This window comes from Microbispora sp. NPDC049125 (assembly GCF_040802045.1).
GTDB lineage: Bacteria > Actinomycetota > Actinomycetes > Streptosporangiales > Streptosporangiaceae > Microbispora.
In genome coordinates, this window is the sequence record NZ_JBEZDW010000007.1 from 17865 (window position 1) to 36250 (window position 18386).

An 18386-nucleotide genomic window follows, 5' to 3' on the forward strand; every position below is an offset into this window, starting at 1 on the left:
GTGGTCGCCGCCGGCAGGTCGCGGCAGGCGCCCGCCCATCCGGTCCCGCGGCCGCCTGAGTGGGCGGTCCGGTACCGGCTCCATGCGGCCGTCTGTGACATGCTCTGCGCCCTTCTCGGGGGATTGACCGCTGTTGTGATGCGGTTCGGCGAGGTTACTCCCTATGTGGCTCCCTATGTGATGTTGAGCGGAGCGCTGCCGGTGCTCTGGGCGTGCGCGCTCGGGCTCGCGCGGGCGTACGAGCCGCGGCTGATCGGGGTGGGGTCGGAGGAGTTCCGCCGGATCGCGCGGAGCGGGTTCACGATGGTCGCGGCCGTCGCCATCACCGCGTACGTAACCAGGACAGAGCCGGCGCGCGGCTACGTCGTCATCGCGCTCCCGCTGACCACGGTGCTCACGCTGGCGGCCCGGTACGGGCTGCGGCGGCGCCTGCACCGGCGGCGGGCGAGGGGTGAGGACTGCGTGCGCCGCGTGGTGGCGGTGGGCCACCGCGCGGCGGTAGAAGAGCTGGCCGCCAGGTTCCGGCGGGAGCGGTACCACGGCATGGACGTCGTGGCGGCCTGCCTCCCGGCGGGCGACGCGGGGCCGGTCGAGGGGGTGCCCGTGCTGGGCGACTTCACCGACGTGCCGCTCGTGGTCGAGCAGATGGGTGCCGACACCGTGGCGGTGCTGGCCTGTCCGGAGCTGGACGGCACGGCGCTGCGCAGGCTGGCGTGGCGGCTGGAGCGCGGCCGCACCGATCTGGTGGTCGCCCCGGCGCTGATGGAGGTGGCCGGGCCCCGTACGGCCATCCGGCCGGTGGCGGGGCTCCCGCTGCTCCACGTCGAGCACCCGGAGCTGGCCGGCGCGCGGCAGCTCGTCAAGAACGTCTTCGACCGGCTCGTCGCGGGGGCGGTGCTGGTGCTGCTGGCGCCGCTGCTGGCCGCCGTCGCCCTGGCCGTACGCGCGACGAGCCCGGGGCCGGCGCTGTTCCGGCAGACGCGGGTGGGCAGGGACGGCGTGGAGTTCACGATCATGAAGTTCCGGACGATGCGGCGCGACGCCGAGTCGCGGAAGGTCGAGCTGGTGAGCGACGCCGAGGGGGTGCTGTTCAAGGTCCGCAGGGACCCGCGCGTCACGCCCCTCGGGGCGAGGCTGAGACGCCACTCGCTCGACGAGCTCCCCCAGCTCATCAACGTGCTGAAGGGTGACATGTCGCTGGTCGGGCCGCGCCCCCCGCTGCCGGAGGAGGTCGCCCGGTACGGCGACGACGTCCGCAGGCGCCTGGTGGTCCGGCCGGGGCTGACCGGGCTGTGGCAGGTCAACGGCAGATCGGACCTGTCATGGGAGGAATCGGTACGGTTAGACCTGCGTTATGTCGAAAACTGGTCTCTCATGCTGGATCTGCAGATCCTGTGGAAGACATGGTCTGCCGTGGCACGCGGGGCGGGAGCTTACTGAATATGACGACACGGGACGATCACTCCCTCGCCGGTGACCTGGCGGCGGAGGCGGGGGAGCGGCTCCTTGAGCTCCGGACGCGTATGGGGTTCGACGACCAGCGGGCACTCAAGGACGCCGGCGACCAGTCGTCACACCGCTTCCTGATGGACGCGCTGGAGCGCCTGCGGCCCGGTGACGCCGTGCTGTCGGAGGAGGCGACCCGCGAGGAGCGGATGGACCCCCGGCGCCTGTCGGCGTCCAGGGTGTGGATCGTCGACCCCCTCGACGGCACCCGTGAGTTCTCCGAGGCCGGCCGCGCCGACTGGGCCGTCCACGTCGCCCTGTGGGTGGACGGCGCGCTCGCGGCGGGCGCGGTGGCACTCCCGGCCCAGGGCCGTACGCTCACGACGGCGGAGCCTCCCGCCCTCCCGAAGCCCGATGAGCGTTTCAGGATCGCCGTCAGCCGCACCCGTCCCCCGGAGTTCGTCAAGGAGCTGGCCGCCCGGGCGGGCGCCGAGCTCGTTCCGATCGGCTCGGCGGGCGCCAAGATCGCCGCCGTGCTGACCGGCGAGGTGGAGGCCTACGTCCACGCGGGCGGCCAGTACGAATGGGACTCCGCCGCACCCGTGGCCGTCGCGCTCGCCGCCGGCGCCCACGCGAGCAGGATCGACGGCTCGCCGCTGGTCTACAACCAGGCGGACCCCTCGCTGCCAGATATCCTGGTCTCCCTACCGGATCTGGCGCCAACGTTGCTCGCCGGCATCCGTGACCTGCACCGCCAGTCTCCCTAAAGGAAGCCCCAATGCTTCAGCGTGACTACACGACGTCACAGCTCGACGTGCTCGAAGCCGAGGCGATCCACATCATGCGTGAGGTCGCGGCCGAGTTCGAACGCCCCTGTCTGCTCTTCTCCGGCGGCAAGGACTCGATCGTCATGCTGCGGGTCGCCGAGAAGGCGTTCTGGCCCGCGCCGATCCCGTTCCCCCTCATGCACGTGGACACCGGGCACAACTTCTCCGAGGTCATCGACTACCGGGACCGGCGGGTCGCCGAGCTCGGCGCGCGTCTGGTGGTGGCCTCCGTGCAGGCGTCCATCGACGCGGGGCGGGTGACCGAGGAGACCGGGCGGCGGGCCTCCCGCAACCGGCTGCAGACGACGACCCTGCTCGACGCGATCGAGGAGAACGAGTTCGACGCGGTGTTCGGCGGCGCCCGGCGCGACGAGGAGAAGGCGCGGGCCAAGGAGCGCGTGTTCTCCTTCCGCGACGACTTCGGCCAGTGGGACCCGAAGAACCAGCGGCCCGAGCTGTGGAATCTCTACAACACGAAGATCCGCAGGGGCGAGCACATCCGGGTGTTCCCGCTGTCGAACTGGACCGAGCTGGACGTCTGGCACTACATCCAGCGCGAGGGGATCGAGATCCCGTCGATCTACTTCGCGCACAGCCGCAAGGTCTTCGAGCGCGACGGCATGCTGCTGTCCGACTCCGAGGTCGTCCAGCGGGGTGACGACGAGCCGGTCTTCGACGCCATGGTCCGCTACCGCACGGTGGGCGACATGACCTGCACCGGCGCCGTCGCGTCCACCGCGAGCACGCTCCAGGAGATCATCGAGGAGATCGCCGTCACCCGGATCACCGAGCGCGGGGCGACCCGGGCCGACGACCGGGCCTCCGAGGCCGCCATGGAGGACCGCAAGAAGGAGGGCTACTTCTAAATGGACATCCTTCGCTTCGCCACGGCGGGAAGCGTCGACGACGGCAAGTCGACGCTGATCGGGCGGCTGCTCTTCGACTCCAAGGCGATCTTCGAGGACCAGCTGGAGGCGGTCGAGCGGACCTCACGCGACCGCGGCACCGAGTACACCGATCTGTCGCTGCTCACCGACGGCCTGCGGGCCGAGCGTGAGCAGGGCATCACGATCGACGTGGCGTACCGCTACTTCGCGACGCCGAAGCGCAAGTTCATCATCGCCGACACCCCCGGGCACATCCAGTACACCCGCAACATGGTGACCGGCGCGTCCACGGCCGACCTGGCGATCATCCTCATCGACGCGCGTAAGGGCGTGCTTGAGCAGTCGCGGCGGCACGCGTTCCTCACGACGCTGCTGCGGGTGCCGCACCTGGTGCTCGCGGTCAACAAGATGGACCTCGTCGACTACTCCGAGGAGCGGTTCGAGGAGATCCGTGAGGAGTTCACCGCGTTCGCGTCCAAGCTGAACGCCACGGACCTCACGTTCATCCCCATGTCGGCGCTGCACGGCGACAACGTGGTCTCCCGCTCGGAGAACATGCCGTGGTACGAGGGCTCGTCGCTGCTCCACCACCTGGAGCACGTGCACATCGCCTCCGACCGCAACCTCGTCGACGTACGGTTCCCGGTGCAGTACGTCATCCGCCCGCACAGCGCGACCAGCCAGGAGCTGCACGACTACCGGGGATACGCGGGGCAGGTCGTCGGCGGCGTGCTCAAGCCCGGCGACGAGGTCATGCACCTGCCCTCGGGTCTCACGACCACGATCAAGGGCATCGACTCCTTCGACGGCCCGATCGAGGAGGCGTTCCCGCCCATGTCGGTGACGTTGCTGCTGGGCGACGACATCGACATCTCCCGTGGCGACATGATCTGCCGGCCGCACAACCAGCCGAACGTCGCCCAGGAGATCGACGCGATGGTCTGCTGGATGGCCGACAGCGTCAAGCTGCAGCCCCGCTCCAAGCTGCTCATCAAGCACACCACGCGTACGGCCAGGGCGCTCGTGAGGGACGTGCACTACCGGCTCGACGTCAACACCCTGCACCGGGACGAGTCGGCGAGCTCGCTCGGCCTGAACGAGATCGGCCGGGTGACGCTGCGCACGACGCAGCCCCTGTTCGTCGACGACTACGCGCGCAACCGCATGACGGGCGGCTTCATCCTGATCGACGAGGCCACCAACGGCACCGTCGCCGCCGGCATGATCGTCGACGCCCACTGACCCACGCCGCGGATCCCGGCGTCGCGGCCGGGATCCGCGACTACGGCGCCTCCCTTGCGCATGCGGCTATCTCTTACGTTGGTAGTGCAGATAGACGCCGAGCAGCACGATGCTCAGCGGAGCCTGAACGGCGAGCGAGGCCGGTGTCACAGCCAGCAGCAGCGGCGAACTGCCGAGAGCGGCCAGGTCTGTTCCGGTGATCGCCCACAGCACGGGCCCGATGGGGATCCCCCCGGCGCCCAGGTCGATGATGGGCATCGCATGGTTGATCGCACCACGCCGCGCCAGGCGCAGAGCTCCTGCCGCAAGGGCCGGAGCGATCGCCGGACCGTACAAGCAGGACCACCAGGGCATGAACCCGGCGGCGGACAGCAGGACGAGAGCCAGGCTGCCCCACAGGAACGCGAAGGCGGCAGGCATCACCGCCCTCGCGGCGGACCACTTCATGGCGAACAGACGGGCCAGCTCGGGGTGCTGAACGTCCCAGCGCGCACCGGCGGCCGCTGTCGTCGCCGCGGCCAGCCCTCCGCACAAGAGCACGATCATGGCAAGGCCGTTCGTTCCCCCGGCGAAGCGGACGAGGACCGGCAGTGAGGTCAGGGCCGTCAGCACGACGAGCCGGCCCGGACGGCGGCTCAGCATGCGGGCGTCCGACCGCACCATCACCAGCCGGCGGCCGGCGACCGGCCAGGGCCGTGACCGCAGCCGCCTGGACCGCCAGTACCGTTGCTCGGCGATCGACGCCAGCACGGCGGGTTCGAGGTTGACGGAAGCGGCGACCAGCGTGCCCATCCGGATCGACGTGTCCAGAAGCACGCGCGAAGGGAAGCCCGGCAACGCCTCCCAGGCGCGCCATGCCAGGAACGCCGCGATCACCGGAGCCGAAGACGCAACCCAGGCGAGGGGCGGACCGGGAAGGGCGGGACGCAGCAGGATGAGAAGCCCCGCCACCACGGCGAGGAGGATCACGGCGAGCCGAAGCCAGTCATGCCTCGCCTCGGCCGCCTGGAGTAGAACAGCCGCCGAACCCGCGGCGATCGCGACGGAGACGCCCAGGGACACACAGGCGATCACGTTCTGCGGTGTGCCGAACACGGCCGCGCCCAGGGAGCCCAGAACCAGGCCCGCCACCGTCAGGGACGCGAGGAGCACCAGCGAGTTGCGGGCGAGCACCCAGCGGCGATTCAGCGGCGACAGGATCAGCCACCGCACGTCGGCGGGCGACGCCACCACCGGCCCCGCCCACGCCAGGAGCGTGAGAATGCCGGCCAGAAGGGTCAGAAGAAGGGCCAGTGCCCACGCGGGGTCGCCCAGCCCGGCCCCGCTGAAGAGCCAGGAGGTGAACCGGATGAACTGCGGGACGCCGATCGCGGCGGCGAGCCCCACGGCGATCAGCCAGTAGTACGTCCGCTGCCAAGCCGGCTCGCGGCCAGGCCGGCGACGCCGGGTCAGTTGAGAGACCGCCGTCACGCGCCGTCCCCTCCGTGGAGCGTGACCATACGCGCCCCCGCGGACTCGGCGAGACCCACGTCGTGCGTGGCCATCACGAGGGTGCCGCCGTCACCGGCGTACTTGGCGAGCAGGGCGCCGAGGCTCTGACGGAAAGCCTGGTCCAGCCCCTGCTCCGGCTCGTCGAGCAGCAGAAGACGGCTGGGCCTCGCGAACATCGCGGCCAGCGCCAGTCTTTGCCGCTGGCCGGTGGAGAGCATCATCGGTGCGACGTCGACCCGGTCGGACAGGCCGAACATGTCGAGCAGCACCTCCGGCTCCAGGAGTGAGCCGTCGATCGGCGAGTGGATCCTCCTGACCAGCTCCAGATGCTCACGGACCGTGAGCCACGGATACCACGCCTGATCCTCCGTGACCAGACCGACGTCGCGCCAGAACGCGGCGTCATCCCGGAGCGGAGCGCCGAAGACCTCGATCTCTCCCTCCGTCACCCGCTGGATGCCGGCCAGGCAGCGCAGCAGGGTCGATTTCCCGACGCCGTTCACACCCGTCAGCGCGACGACTTCTCCCCGATTCACGCTGAGGTCGAAATGGTCGAGGACCGTCAAGGCGCCCAGGACGACGCGCACGCCTTTGGCCGTGACCACTGGCACCCGGTCGTCATCGACTTCGGACCGCACTACGTCGGGCATCGGTGAACGGCCCTCCGGTCGTTATCGGCCAGACCCCGCACGCCATCCGGCCGGAGGGTCCTCACCGACCCGTCCGTCCACCGCCTCGCGGAGCAGGTCCGCATGCCCGGTGTGCCGGCCGTACTCCTCGATCAGGTCGCACACGAGCCGGCGCAGGTTCGCATGGCGGCCGTCGGGCCAGGCGACGTGGACGAGCTGGTCGAGCCCGCCGTCCGCCAAGGCCGCGCCGAGCCGCGCGCGGGACCGTTCGACCGCGCCGTCCCAGAGCGCGTAGAGCTGCTCGGGGGTGTCGTCGGCGGCCGAGGCGAACTCCCAGTCGTCACTGCCATCCGAGCCGGCGGTGTCCCATGGGGCGCCGACCGGCTTCCCGCTCAGCTTGGTGGTGAACGTGTAGTCCTCCACGGCGGCCAGATGCTTGAGCAGCCCGCCGAGGGTCAGCGAGGAGGGGCCGATGCGGGTCCGCAGCCCGGCCGCGTCGAGGTCGTCGGCCTTCCAGCGGAAGGTGGCGCGAAGGCGGTCGAGGGCACCGATGAGGTGTTCGGTCTCATCGCCGGCGAGGGGCGGTTCCCATGGAGTGGCGCTGTCGGTCATGACGTCACCGTAGACCTTGTCACCGACATCCTGTCTCAGGCACACCCTGGACCTCGGGCGCCCCGTGGACCCGCTGATCTGGTTGTGCGCTGGTAGATCCTTTACCGATCACCGGCGAGTCGATCACTCTCGCGGCTAAGGTCGTCACGTTCCGTCACCAGGACGTGGAGGACTCGTGGCCGAGGCTCAGCCGGTGGTCTTCGTGGGAGGGCTCGGGCGTAGCGGCACAACCCTGCTCGAACGCCTGCTCGGCGAGCTTCCAGGGGTGGTGCCGCTCGGCGAGGTCGTCCACCTGTGGGCGCGAGGCGTCCAGGCCGACGAGCCCTGCGGGTGCGGTCAGCCGTTCTCGCAGTGCCCGTTCTGGAGCAAGGTCGGCATCCGCGCATTCGGCAGGTGGCGGGAGAGCCAGGCGGGGTGGCTGCCGCGCCTGCGCACCCGGGTGGACCGCACCCGCCGCATCCCCGCCCTGGCGCTCGGTCTCGCCGGACGGGACGCGGAGCTGGCCGAATACGTACGGTCCTACTCCCGGATCTATGCCGCGGCGGCCGAGATCGCCGACTGCCGTGTGGTGGTGGACTCCAGCAAGCACGCCTCCCTGGCGTACTGCCTTGCCGCGATCATGGATCTGCGCGTGGTCCACGTGGTGCGGGATCCCCGCGCGGTCGCGTCGTCCTGGCGCAGGAGGGTGCGCCGTCCCGAGGACGGCAGGCCCATGACCAGGTGGACACCCGTCCGCACGGCCGTTCACTGGGTCGCGCAGAACCTCGCGTTCCAGGCGCTGCGCCGCAAGGGCGTCGAGGTCGTCCGCGTCCGCTACGAGGACCTGGTCGACGACCCCGCCGTGGTGATCGGCGGCCTCGCCGCCCGCTTGGGGCTGTCGGATCCGCTCGCGCCGCCCGGGGCGGCGCTGAGCTTCCTCGACGGCGGGCGGGCTCGGCTCGGTGTCGCGCACACCGTCTCAGGGAACCCCATGCGGTTCGCCGTGGGCGGTGTCGATCTGCGCCGGCGGCGCGCCCCGCTGCCGTTCGCCCAGCGGTGGCTGGTCACCGCGATCACACTGCCCCTCCTTCGTTCGTACGGCTATCGCCTCCGGTACCGGGCGGAGGCCGCGCGATGACGCCGTCCGTCGGCGTCGTCATCCCGACCCGCGGGGACCGGCCGGGCCCGCTCGCGGCCGCCCTGTCCGGCGTGCTCGGCCAGGAGTACGGCGGCCGGGTCGAGGTGGTCGTGGTGGTCGACGGCGAAGCGGACGTCGCAGGCGTGACCCGATCGATCACCCCGGCCGGGACGCCCGGCTCGATGGGCTCGACCGGCTCGGCGGGCGATGTGCTCGTGATCCCCAACCACCGCACACCCGGCCTGCCCGGCGCCAGGAACACCGGCATCGCGGCGCTCGGCACCGACCTCGTGGCGTTCTGCGACGACGACGACGTCTGGCTGCCGGGGAAGCTGGCCGCACAGGTCGCCGCGCTGGCCGAGGAGCCCTCCGCCTCCTTCGCGAGCTGCGCCATCGAGGTCCAGTACGGCTCCCGCCGCGTCCCCCGCCTCGCGGGCACGACACGGATCACGCGGGAACGCCTGACGACGTCCCGGATGATGATGGTGCACTCGTCGACGTTCCTGTTCCGGCGCGGCTCGCTCTGGGTGGACGAAAGCGCACCCGGCGGCCAGAACGAGGACTGGGATCTCGCGTTGCGCGCCGCTCGACCGCACCCGATCGTCCACGTCGACCGGCCGCTCACGCGCGTCCACTGGGGCGGCTCCCACTACGTCAGCCGGTGGGCCGACCGGATAGCGGGGCTGGAATGGATGATGGCCCGGCATCCGGAGCTGGCCGCCGATCCTCGTGGCGCCGCCCGGATCTTCGGCCAGCTCGCCTTCTCGCACGCGGCTCTCGGCCACCGCCGTGAGGCCGCCCGCTGGTCGCTGCGTGCCTTCGTCGCCCGGCACGCGGAGCCGAGGGCGGCCGTCGCGCTCGCGGTCGCCACCAGGCTCGTCTCCGCCGGCGTCGTCATGAACGCCCTCCACACCCGCGGGCGCGGCATCTGATGCCCGAGCCGCCACTCGGCGAGTCGCGCCTGACGGACCTGGACGACCGCGTGAAGGTCGCCGGCATCCGGCTCGACGCGCTGACCGAGGCGCAGGTCGTGGACGAGGTCATGACCGCGATCGAACGCGGCCGGGGCGGCCACGTCGTCACGCCCAATGTCGACATCTGCCGCGCCGTCTCCCGAAATCCGTCGCTTCGCGCGCTGGTCGACGGCGCCGACCTCGCGGTGGCGGACGGGATGCCGCTGGTGTGGACGGCCAGGCTGCTTGGCTCCCCCCTGCCGGCCCGGGTGACCGGAGCCGACCTGATCTGGTCACTGTCGGGCGCCGCCGCCGCGCGCGGCCTTCCGATCTACCTGGTCGGTGGGCGGCCCGGTGTGGCCGACGCCGCCCGAGACGCGCTCGTCGCCCGCCACCCCGCGCTCGTCGTCGCCGGGGTGGACGCTCCGCCGTACGGGTTCGACACCTGTCCGGAAGCGGTGGCGCGGGTGCGTGCGCGCCTCGTCGCCGCGCGGCCGTCCCTGGTCTTCGTGGGGCTCGGATTCCCCCGGCAGGACCGGTTGATCACCACTCTGCGGGACGATCTGCCGGGTGCCTGGTTCGTCGGCTGCGGCTCGGCGATCGCCTTCGCGGCCGGTTCCGTACGGCGGGCCCCGGCGTGGATGGGCGACCACGGCCTTGAATGGCTGTTCCGCCTGGTCAGCGAGCCGAAGCGGCTCGCCCGCCGCTACCTGGTCGACGACCTCCCCTTCGCCCTCCGCCTGCTCGCGACGTCCCTCCTCCGTCACCGAGCCGAGGATCCGAGACGTCGGGATGCGATGCGGGCCGCGCGGTAAGCCCGGCCCGGGTAGCCGCTCGCCGGGACACGCCCCCAGGTTTACGCTCCGACATGGCCCATCGCCGGTGGCGGGAAGAGATCTCCGTCAGCGTGCGGTGGCGGCCTGGACGGTGTGGCGCAGGAGCAGGGCGGTGGTGACCGGGCCCACCCCGCCGGGCACGGGTGTCAGCGCTCCGGCCTTCCCGGCGACCGTGGCGGCGTCGACGTCGCCCGCCAGGCCGCCGTCCTCGGTGGGCTTGGTGCCGACGTCGACCACCACCGCCCCAGGGCTGACGTGTTCGGCGGTGATCAGCCCCGCCCGGCCCACCGCGGCCACCACCACATCGGCGGTGGAGGTGACGGCGGCCAGATCCCTGGTACGGGAGTGGCATATCGTGACGGTGGCGTCGCGGTCGAGCAGCAGGTGGGCGGCGGGTTTGCCGACGACGGTGGACCGGCCCACCACTGCGACGCGACGGCCGCTCAGCTCGATCCCGTAGTGGTCCAGGATCGCCACCACGGCCTCGGCGGTGGCCGGTGCGAACGCCGGGAGCCCGGCGGCCAGGCGGCCGAGGGACAGCGGATTGGCGCCGTCGACGTCCTTGCCGGACGCGATGGCGCCGGCCAGATCCTCAGGCTTCGCCCCCTGCGGCAGGGGGGTCTGGAGGATGACGCCGTGCACGGTCTCGTCGGCGGACAGCGAGGTGAGCGCGTCGCGGATGGCGCCAGGTGTGGCGTCCGCGCCGAGATCCAAGACGTTGCAGGTGATTCCGGCCTTCTCGGCGGCTCTGGCGATGGAGCGGACGTACCAGGCGCTGGACTCGTCCGCCGTCGCGACGACGACCGCGAGCTTCGGCGGTCTCCCGGCCGCCGCGAGCTCGGCCGCTCCGGCGGCGGCCTCGGCCCGGATGGACGCCGCGAGCTCCTTGCCGGAGAGCACGGTGGCGCTCACTTGCCGATCTCCTCGCGGATGGCGGCGGTGACCCGTTCGGCGCGGGCGGCGATGTCGTCGACTCGCGCCGCCTGCGCCACAAGGCCGGCACGGGCCTGCTCGTCCTTGATGCCGCCGGCGTTGATCTCGATGTTCACCCGTGCGGTGGTAGCCGCGGCCCGGGCGGCCTCCGTGGCGGCGGCGATGTCGGTGATCACGTTGCGGTTGCCGACGGGCAGCAGCTCCTCGGCCAGCTCGACGGCCCGCTGGGCGACGGCGACGACCTCGGCCGGTGGCCTGGCGGCGCCGACCAGGGCCTGGCCGATGGCGGCCGAGCGGGACGCCTTGGCCTCGTCGGTGTCCTTAGGCAGCTTGTAGGCGTCGGCGACCGCGGTGAAGGCCGCCGCGTCTTCCTCGGCCAGCCGCAGGGCCGCGGACGTCAGCTCGCCGGTCTCGGCGATGATCCGCTCGACCGCCTGCGCGTGCTCGGCGTACTTCTCCCCGGTGCTGTAGCGCGCGACCATTCCCAGCAGCGCCGCGGCCTGGGCTGCGTGCAGGGCGGCCACAGCGCCTCCACCCGGGGCAGGGATCCGGTCGGCCAGCCGGGACAGGAAGTCGCCGATCGTCTCGTCGCGCATCGGTGCTCGCCCTTCGGTCGGTACGTCGGAGCACGGCGGGAGAGATCTTCCCATGCCCCGCCGGCCAGGGACGCGTGACAGGCCGCCATCGGCGGTGCGATGTCCCACAGGACCGCCACCCGGACCGCTCCTCACTCAGAGGTGGTCAAAGCCTCGACGCGTGCGGTGTCGGCGGGGGAAAGACCCCAGGCGGCGGGTGCGAGGCGGGAGTCCATGGGGCGGAACGCCGTACGGGACAGGCCGGTCCAGGCGAACGCGCCCGTGCATGAGCGGGAGGCGGTGCAGGCGGCGGCGACACGACGGGCGGCGCGCTCGGTCCAGGGCAGGTCGCACCAGGCGTAGAGGTCGCGGAAGCCGTCGAGCGGGGCCGCGCAGAGGTCCTCGTAGCGCACGACCCTGACGCCCGGTGTGCGGGCGGCCACATCGCCGGTCACCTGCCGCGCCACCTTCCAGAGGGCGGCGGCCTTCAGGACGCGGTCCTCGGAGCCGGCCACCGGGCTTAGCCCCTCGACGCACGGATGGTCGCGTAACAGCAGTGGCTGGCTGAGCAGCTCGCCGAAGTCGACCGTCCAGCCGAGCCGCCGCCAGCTCGCCACGAAAGACACGGGATCGCGGACGAGGACGATCACCCGGCAGCCCAGGCGGCCGGCGAACCACGCGGCGGACAGCAGCGCGAACGGGTCGTCGAGCAGGGCCCGCCTGCCGGTCACGCGGCCCACGCCGAACGCCGTGCCGTACTTCGCCATCCGGGCCAGGTCACCCGGGCGGCGGTTGCCGCGGAGCTCGGCGAGCCAGCCGTAGCGCAGGGCGACCGTGGCCGAGAACGCCTCCAGCCAAGGCGTCTCGTCGTCCGGGCAGATGTACTGGAAGCGGTGGGTGACGGACGCGTCGAGCACGCCGGGCGAGCGACCTGGCGGGCGCTGCGGGTTCAGCGGCTCGTTGACGTAGACGAGCCGGCCGCCGGCCGCGAGCATCCGGCCGGCCCAGCTCGTCCCGCTGCGGGGGAGGCCGGTGACCAGCACCGGAGGGCCGGACGCCGTCACGCCGCCCTCGTCACGCGGAGGGCGGCCACGGAGTGCCGGCCGAAGGGGCGCAGGCCGTACCAGCGGACGACCTGGGTCAGCGGCAGCAGGTTCTTCACGACGACGCCGCCCGACCAGCCCACCGCCGCGCCGAGCGCGCCGTGGCCCGGCACGAGCAGGACGTCGAGCGCCACCGTCGTGCTGACGGCCGCCGCGGTGTTGGCCAGCGAAGCCGCCGTACGCCCGGAGGCGACGAGCACCACGTCGACCATGCCGCAGGCCGTCGCGAGCATCATGGTGGCCGACAGCACGAACGCCACCGCCGTCCCGCCGGAGTATCCCGGCCCGAACAGCGGCAGCAGCCACGGCGCGAGCGCCGCGTAGGCCAGCCAGATCGGCCAGGTCAGCGCCACCAGCCAGATCGTCGTGGTCTGGTAGAGCCGCGCGGCCCTGGCCAGGTCGCCGTCCGCCAGCGCCCGGACGAGCCGAGCCTGGGCGGCCTGGGCGAGCCCCTGGTTCGCGAGCTGCCCAATGACCTTGAAGCGGGTCGCGGCGGTGTAGACGGCCGCGGCGGCGGGCCCGGCGAGAACGGCGACGATCACGACGTCGAGCCGCTGGAACACCGCCTGGATCGCCGCCGCGACCGACCGGGGCGCCGTGCGGCGCCAGAAGGAGCGGACGTCACCCATCCCGTACGGCTTCCGCCTGCCGAGACCGATCGCGGCCAGCGCGGCCACCGGGAGCGAGGGCAGGGCCCACGCCGCCACGAGGACGGGGAGCGGGGCACCGCCGAGGACGGCGGCGGCGACGAGGGCGAGCTGGGCGAGCGGCTGGGCGATCCCCGACAGCAGCACCGTCGGCCGCATGGTGCCCGTGCCGCGCGTGCCGCAGACCAGCACGTCCGCCAGGACGGCGGCAGGGAGGGCGGCCCCGAGCACCGGCCACACGCCCTCCGGCACACCGGTCGCCTCGCCGAGCGCCCCCGCCGAGACCGCGACCGCCACGGAGGCGAGCACGGAGAGCGCGGCCACGGGAACGAGGACGCCCCACAGCATCCGGCGCGTCGCCGCCGCCCGGCTCGCCGGTGTCCCACGTCCGCCTGTGCCCTGGCCGCCTGTGCCCTGGCCGCCTGTGCCCTGGCCGCCGGCCAGGGCTAGGACCAGGCCGTTGCCGGTGTCGAGCCGCAGGATCCCGGCGAGCATGAGGCATACGGCCGTCGCGGTGAAGAACGCACCCGCCGACGGCGGATCCAGCGACCTCGTCACGACCAGCACGGCCAGGAACTGTGCGGTGGCGCTGATCCCCGCCACGGCGAGGCCGGCGATGCCATGCCGGGCCAGCCCTCCGCCGGGCCCCGCCTCCGGCCGGCTCGCGGCGCTGTGACGGGCCGGCCCGCGCGGCTCCCGGATGGGGCACGCCTTCGTCCGGCCATGGGAACCTCCGGCCGGTCGGTTCAGCGCCGCCACGAGGGCACCGCTCCCAGCCACGGCTCCAGCTGGGCGTCACTGGCGGCGAAGTGTTCGTCGAGCCGGGCCCGCAGGCCCGCCGGCATGGCCAGGTCGCGCGGCCGGGCGTTGCGCACCTCGAACACCGGGTCCCCGAGCCGGGGCAGCCCGAGGAACTCCAGCACGCGGTCGTAGACCGGCTCAGGGTCGGTGAAGAAGCTCCCGCTGTCGAGGACGAGGATCCGCTGGCGGCTCACCAGCGCCTCCAGGCGGGCGAGCTGCTCGGCGTACCGTCCGCGGGCGAGGTAGGCGTGGTGGCGGTGGGCGTGGCTGACCGCGTGCGGCGAGGCGCGCAGCCGCTCCTCCTGCCCGGCGAGCCGCTCGGGCTCCAGCTCCACGGCCCGCTCGAAGCGCCGCTCGGTCTCCAGGCCCCGCGCCCACTCGTGGGCATGTGCCGAGTAGGCCCGCTCGACCGGGTCTCTCACCAGGACGATCAGCTTGACGCCCGGCAGGTCCACGGCGATGCGCCCGGGCGCGAGCGGGTGGAACATGTAGTAGGGCGAGGATTCGAACGCCAGGGGAGGCGTGCCGTACCGGCGCTCAAGCCGCCGTGCGGTGGACCCCAGCGGGAAGTGGGCCTGATACCAGGCGGGCCCACGGTCGTACGCCACGTCGAAGTAGTGAACGCCCTTGCGCAGCACCGGCTTGGCGATGAGCGGGTGCTGGGAGAGCGTGCGGTAGAGCGAGGTCGTGCCGCACCGCTGCGCCCCGACGATGAGGAACGACGGCAGCATCCGCGCGCCCACCGTGAGCCTCCCGGTCAGGAAGGAGACGGCGTGGGCGGGCCGCTTCAACGACGATCTCACAGCAGGCACTCCAGACTGTCGACCACCGGGCTCAGCCACCCGGACGGCGGGCCGAGCGGCTCGTGACCGTCCCGGTGATGCCGGTCGGCGATCGTGATCAGGTAGTGGGCGGCGGTACGGCGGGCCTGCCCGGTGGAGATCGCGAAGGGCTCCAGGACTCTCCCGGCGTTGGCGAGGCACGCCCGTGCGGCCACGGGAGGCGGCATGCGCCGCAGAGAGCGGTGGAAGAAGTGATGCAGGGCGTCGAAGCCGAGCGGCACCCCGCCTGCGAACCGCTCCCAGTCCCAGACGAGGAGCCGCCCGTCGGCCCCCGCCGCGATGTTCCACGGCGCCAGGTCACCGTGCCACCGCCACCCCTCGCTCCGCTCCCCGCCAGGCCCGGAACCTCTCCCGCCGTCAGGTGGGAGGCCCGCGATCTCCCGTACGGCGGCGCTGAGCAGGCTCGCGGGGATCCGCCTGGACGTGATGGGAAGCGGGGACAGCAGGAGCACCTCCAGCCCGCGCCACACCCCGTGGTGCAGGACGGCGGGCGACACGACCGCCTTCAAAGCGTGATCGCCCAGCATCCGGAGGACTCCGGCCTCGTGCCGGACCAGCTCCCGCGCGCGCTCCGAATCGCCGATCTTGACGAACCCCAGCAGGCCCGACGCGTCGTGCGCCTCCAGCACCGGTTTGCGGTTGGCCCGGAGGGCCGGGCGCACGTGGACGACGGTCAGGACCCGGCGGCCAAGCACCTCGCTCAGGTACGTCTCGATCGTGTCCGGCCCGGCTCCCACCAGCACTCGACGCCCGAGCGCGGCGTGCCAGCGGGCGCGGGGGACCAGCCGCCGGGGCACGAGCCGATGCGGCAGCACGGTGCGCGCGCTCCGCCCGCCCGCCGCCGGGTAGAGCAGGCCCGGGTAGAGCAGGCGCAGTGTCTCGTCGAGGTAGCCCAGCCGGGCTCGGGCGTCGTTCATGTGGTCTCCCGTGGCCTCACGGCGCCCGCCTGGGCGTTGCGCCAGAGCAGGGCGAACGAGATCAGGTAAAGGCTCAGAGGGCTCACCAGGCCGTCGTAGACGACCATGTAAAGAAGCACGAGGATCATCACGAGGGTCCCCGCCTTGCCGATCGGCGAACGGTCCGCCCAGTGGCGGCGCGCCGCGCCGGCGAAGAAGCCGGCGTACAGCAGGGCGCCGGCGAAGCCCTGGCTGATCAGCAGCAGCCAGAGCTGGCCGTCGCTGCCGAGCGGAGGGTGGCCGCAGTCGGGGCACCACCGCGTCTTGCCCGTGGTGACCGTGCGGTGGCTGCCGTACGCGTTGCGCGTGTTGCCGTATCCGATGACGGGGGAGGAGGCGGCGACCCGCACGGTGGTCGCGACCGTGAACGCGCGGATGCCGTTGCTCTGCGGGTTGTCCAGCCGCTGCCCCACCATCGCGCTCAGTGGCGACAGCAGGAACACCGCCCCGGCCAGCGCGGCTGCCGTGGCCACAGCGAGCGGGCGGCGGCCTCTGAGCGCCAGGTACGCCCCGGAGACGGCCAGCCCGATCCACAGCCCCCGGTTCAGCGAGTAGACGACCGGGACGGCGGCGACGGCCAGCAGGATCACGGCGGCCACCCGCCGGTACGGCCCGCCGTACGCCCACCAGCCCACGACGAACCAGACGGCCAGCACCGAGATGTCGGCGCCCCAGGCGTTGGCCCACTCGAAGGGCGCCTCGGGCCGTGGTGAGGCGTGCCCCAGCACGTGCTGGATCTGCGCCGCCGTGGGGTGGATCAGGTTCCGTACGAACGGGTTGCCGCCGATCCACTCCGGCAGGACCGTCTCCAGTGGCGAGGTGAACTCGAACCTCGGCGCGAGCACGCCCAGCAGGCCGCCGGCGACGGCCGTGACGAACAGCGCGCCCAGCCATCGGACGAGTGTGCGCTGCGGCAGCTCCTCCTCCGTGAGGTTACCCAGGTAGAGCACCATGATCAGCAGGGCGGCGTAGAGGGCGAGCCGCATGAGGTAGCCGATGACCCGGCCGGGCGCGAGCTCGCCGTAGGTGCCGCCGGGCGTCTCGGCAAGCGCGACGGCGCTGATCAGGTAGCCGGCGAGCAGCAGCAGCCACAGCCCGAAGCCCGATGGCACCCGGATCGGCCGCCTGCGCCACAGCACGGCCGTCATGGGCACGGCCAGCACCACGACCGCGAGCCCCCCGAACCCGAGCGCCCACCACACCGGATAGCCGAGGAGCAGCGCCGCGATGGGCCAGGCGGCGGGTCTCACGCCGTCCGCTCCACCGGTTCCGGCGCCGGGACGGTGATCCCCGGCGGCACGGCCACCACACCGAGGACCCGCACACCCTGCCGCCTGAGCTGCCGTACGGCACGGGCCACCTGAGGCGACCGGGTCCGGCGCAGGGCGGCCAGCAGCAGCGCCGAGTCGGGACGGTCGGCCCGGCCGGTCACCACGGAGACGGGCGCGAAGTGCCCGAAGGCGGCGCAGAGCCCCTTGGCGAGCGGCCTGGCCGCGCCGGCCGCGCCGACGGCCTCGACCAGCAACGTGTGGCGACCCTCGCCGAGCGCGGTGGCGACGGCCGCGGCCAGCTCATGGAAGATCGCGGGCTCGGGGCGGGACGGCGGCTCGGCCAGCACGGGCAGGCCGGTGAGCCTCTCGACGTCGCCGGGCCTGCGGATGCGGGTGTCGAGCCGGTCCCGGCAGAAGGCGGCCCCCGCGCCGGCGAGGAGCCCGAGGAACAGGCCGCTCCCCAGGTAGATCGGCGCGCTGGGGCTGCTCGGAGCGGAGGGCGGGCGGGCCGGGCTGATCACGGTCCCCGGTGTCACCACGACGGTCTTGAGCGCGTCGTACCGCAACGTGAGCGCCGACTCCTGCCGGGTGAGCACGGCCTGGTGCCGGCTGGTCACCGTACGGGCCGCGGCGCCGCCCGCCGTGGTGCCGCCTGCTGGTGTGCCCGGGGTGCCGCCCGCCGTGGCGGCGGGCGGGTCGAGCTCGGCGTCCACCTGGCGGAGCTTCGCCGCGACCAGCTTGATCTCGGCGTCGAGCGCGGCGCCGGCCGCCCGGGTCCGGTTGCGCAGGTACGCGTCGGCGAACGCCTGAGCCCCGGCCGCCGCGGATTCGGGGGTCGAGGCGGTGAACGAAATGGAGAGAATGGCGGAATTGGGAGGTACGTCGACATGGACTCTCTCCCGCAATTCCTCCGGATCCCGATATTTCAGTCCCCGGGCGGCTATCTGGGCGACGACGACTGAACGGGCGATTTGCGATTCGGTGTCGAGGTTGAGTGGCTCCCGCTGCCGCGATGTCACCGGATTCAGCTGATCCTGGACGCCGGTCGCGAGCACCTGCACCTGCGCGACGGCCGAGTATTGCGGCGGCGTTCTCACCAGCAGGGCGGCGCCGCCCGCGACGCCGGCGATCAACAGCGTCACGAACAGCGGCCACCGTCGCCGCAGCACGGAGCCGTAGTCCGTGAGTTCCCGGCTGTGCGACGGCAGACTCATGGCG

The 18386-nt window shown here is 72.7% G+C and carries 18 protein-coding genes; 7 read left to right on the top strand and 11 right to left on the bottom strand.

Annotation, left to right across the window (positions count from 1 at the left end; translation table 11 throughout):
• The first annotated feature begins 99 nt into the window (after positions 1-99).
• Genes AB0B72_RS10790 through cysN form a run of 4 tightly spaced genes read left to right on the top strand, consistent with a single transcriptional unit; the run spans position 100 to position 4402 of the window.
• A complete protein-coding gene (locus AB0B72_RS10790; RefSeq protein WP_367738606.1) occupies positions 100-1440 on the top strand; it encodes a sugar transferase in 1341 nt (446 codons plus the stop codon).
• Between the two features lie 2 nt (positions 1441-1442).
• Positions 1443-2213, top strand: a complete 771-nt coding sequence (locus AB0B72_RS10795) for an inositol monophosphatase family protein (protein ID WP_367738388.1) — start codon at positions 1443-1445, stop codon at positions 2211-2213.
• An 11-nt stretch (positions 2214-2224) separates the two neighbouring features.
• The gene (gene cysD / locus AB0B72_RS10800; protein WP_367738389.1) at positions 2225-3139 is read left to right on the top strand and encodes a sulfate adenylyltransferase subunit CysD; all 915 of its coding nucleotides are present in this window, start codon (positions 2225-2227) and stop codon (positions 3137-3139) included.
• Complete coding sequence (gene cysN, locus AB0B72_RS10805; protein ID WP_367738390.1) at positions 3140-4402, top strand: sulfate adenylyltransferase subunit CysN; 1263 nt, start codon at positions 3140-3142, stop codon at positions 4400-4402.
• Positions 4403-4468: 66 nt separating this feature from the next.
• Here cysN and AB0B72_RS10810 read toward each other — a convergent pair whose 3' ends face one another.
• From AB0B72_RS10810 to AB0B72_RS10820, 3 genes are read right to left on the bottom strand one after another with little or no spacing between them, the layout of a single operon-like run.
• On the bottom strand, positions 4469-5872 hold the full coding sequence (locus tag AB0B72_RS10810) for a DUF6297 family protein (RefSeq protein WP_367738391.1): 1404 nt from the start codon (positions 5870-5872) through the stop codon (positions 4469-4471).
• Complete coding sequence (locus tag AB0B72_RS10815) at positions 5869-6504, bottom strand: ATP-binding cassette domain-containing protein (RefSeq protein ID WP_367738392.1); 636 nt, start codon at positions 6502-6504, stop codon at positions 5869-5871. Before AB0B72_RS10815 ends, AB0B72_RS10810 begins: the two co-directional genes overlap by 4 nt.
• A 60-nt stretch (positions 6505-6564) precedes the next feature.
• On the bottom strand, positions 6565-7134 hold the full coding sequence (locus tag AB0B72_RS10820; RefSeq protein WP_367738393.1) for a DUF664 domain-containing protein: 570 nt from the start codon (positions 7132-7134) through the stop codon (positions 6565-6567).
• Positions 7135-7309: 175 nt separating this feature from the next.
• Between AB0B72_RS10820 and AB0B72_RS10825 the strand changes: the two genes are divergently transcribed.
• From AB0B72_RS10825 to AB0B72_RS10835, 3 genes are read left to right on the top strand one after another with little or no spacing between them, the layout of a single operon-like run.
• Positions 7310-8251, top strand: coding sequence for a sulfotransferase (locus tag AB0B72_RS10825; protein ID WP_367738394.1), 942 nt, complete (start codon positions 7310-7312; stop codon positions 8249-8251).
• Positions 8248-9183, top strand: coding sequence for a glycosyltransferase (locus AB0B72_RS10830; RefSeq protein ID WP_367738395.1), 936 nt, complete (start codon positions 8248-8250; stop codon positions 9181-9183). The genes AB0B72_RS10825 and AB0B72_RS10830 overlap by 4 nt, the downstream gene beginning before the upstream one ends.
• Positions 9183-10019, top strand: a complete 837-nt coding sequence (locus AB0B72_RS10835; protein ID WP_367738396.1) for a WecB/TagA/CpsF family glycosyltransferase — start codon at positions 9183-9185, stop codon at positions 10017-10019. The genes AB0B72_RS10830 and AB0B72_RS10835 overlap by 1 nt, the downstream gene beginning before the upstream one ends.
• A gap of 87 nt (positions 10020-10106) precedes the next feature.
• Here the strand turns inward: AB0B72_RS10835 and AB0B72_RS10840 are convergent, their stop codons facing one another.
• The 8 genes from AB0B72_RS10840 to AB0B72_RS10875 all read right to left on the bottom strand — a co-directional run bounded on the left by AB0B72_RS10840 (position 10107) and on the right by AB0B72_RS10875 (position 18382).
• A complete protein-coding gene (locus AB0B72_RS10840; RefSeq protein ID WP_367738397.1) occupies positions 10107-10952 on the bottom strand; it encodes a bifunctional 5,10-methylenetetrahydrofolate dehydrogenase/5,10-methenyltetrahydrofolate cyclohydrolase in 846 nt (281 codons plus the stop codon).
• Positions 10949-11569 (bottom strand): cyclodeaminase/cyclohydrolase family protein, encoded by a 621-nt coding sequence (locus tag AB0B72_RS10845; protein WP_367738398.1) that lies wholly within the window; start codon positions 11567-11569, stop codon positions 10949-10951. Before AB0B72_RS10845 ends, AB0B72_RS10840 begins: the two co-directional genes overlap by 4 nt.
• A gap of 131 nt (positions 11570-11700) precedes the next feature.
• Positions 11701-12612, bottom strand: a complete 912-nt coding sequence (locus AB0B72_RS10850) for a sulfotransferase domain-containing protein (RefSeq protein WP_367738399.1) — start codon at positions 12610-12612, stop codon at positions 11701-11703.
• On the bottom strand, positions 12609-14057 hold the full coding sequence (locus tag AB0B72_RS10855; RefSeq protein ID WP_367738400.1) for a lipopolysaccharide biosynthesis protein: 1449 nt from the start codon (positions 14055-14057) through the stop codon (positions 12609-12611). The genes AB0B72_RS10850 and AB0B72_RS10855 overlap by 4 nt, the downstream gene beginning before the upstream one ends.
• Positions 14045-14902, bottom strand: a complete 858-nt coding sequence (locus tag AB0B72_RS10860; protein WP_367738401.1) for a sulfotransferase domain-containing protein — start codon at positions 14900-14902, stop codon at positions 14045-14047. Before AB0B72_RS10860 ends, AB0B72_RS10855 begins: the two co-directional genes overlap by 13 nt.
• Entirely contained in the window at positions 14899-15858 is a 960-nt protein-coding gene (locus AB0B72_RS10865) for a hypothetical protein (protein WP_367738402.1), read from the bottom strand. The genes AB0B72_RS10860 and AB0B72_RS10865 overlap by 4 nt, the downstream gene beginning before the upstream one ends.
• Positions 15855-17147 (bottom strand): hypothetical protein, encoded by a 1293-nt coding sequence (locus AB0B72_RS10870; protein ID WP_367738403.1) that lies wholly within the window; start codon positions 17145-17147, stop codon positions 15855-15857. Before AB0B72_RS10870 ends, AB0B72_RS10865 begins: the two co-directional genes overlap by 4 nt.
• Entirely contained in the window at positions 17144-18382 is a 1239-nt protein-coding gene (locus AB0B72_RS10875; RefSeq protein ID WP_367738404.1) for a hypothetical protein, read from the bottom strand. Before AB0B72_RS10875 ends, AB0B72_RS10870 begins: the two co-directional genes overlap by 4 nt.
• Positions 18383-18386 lie beyond the last annotated feature (4 nt).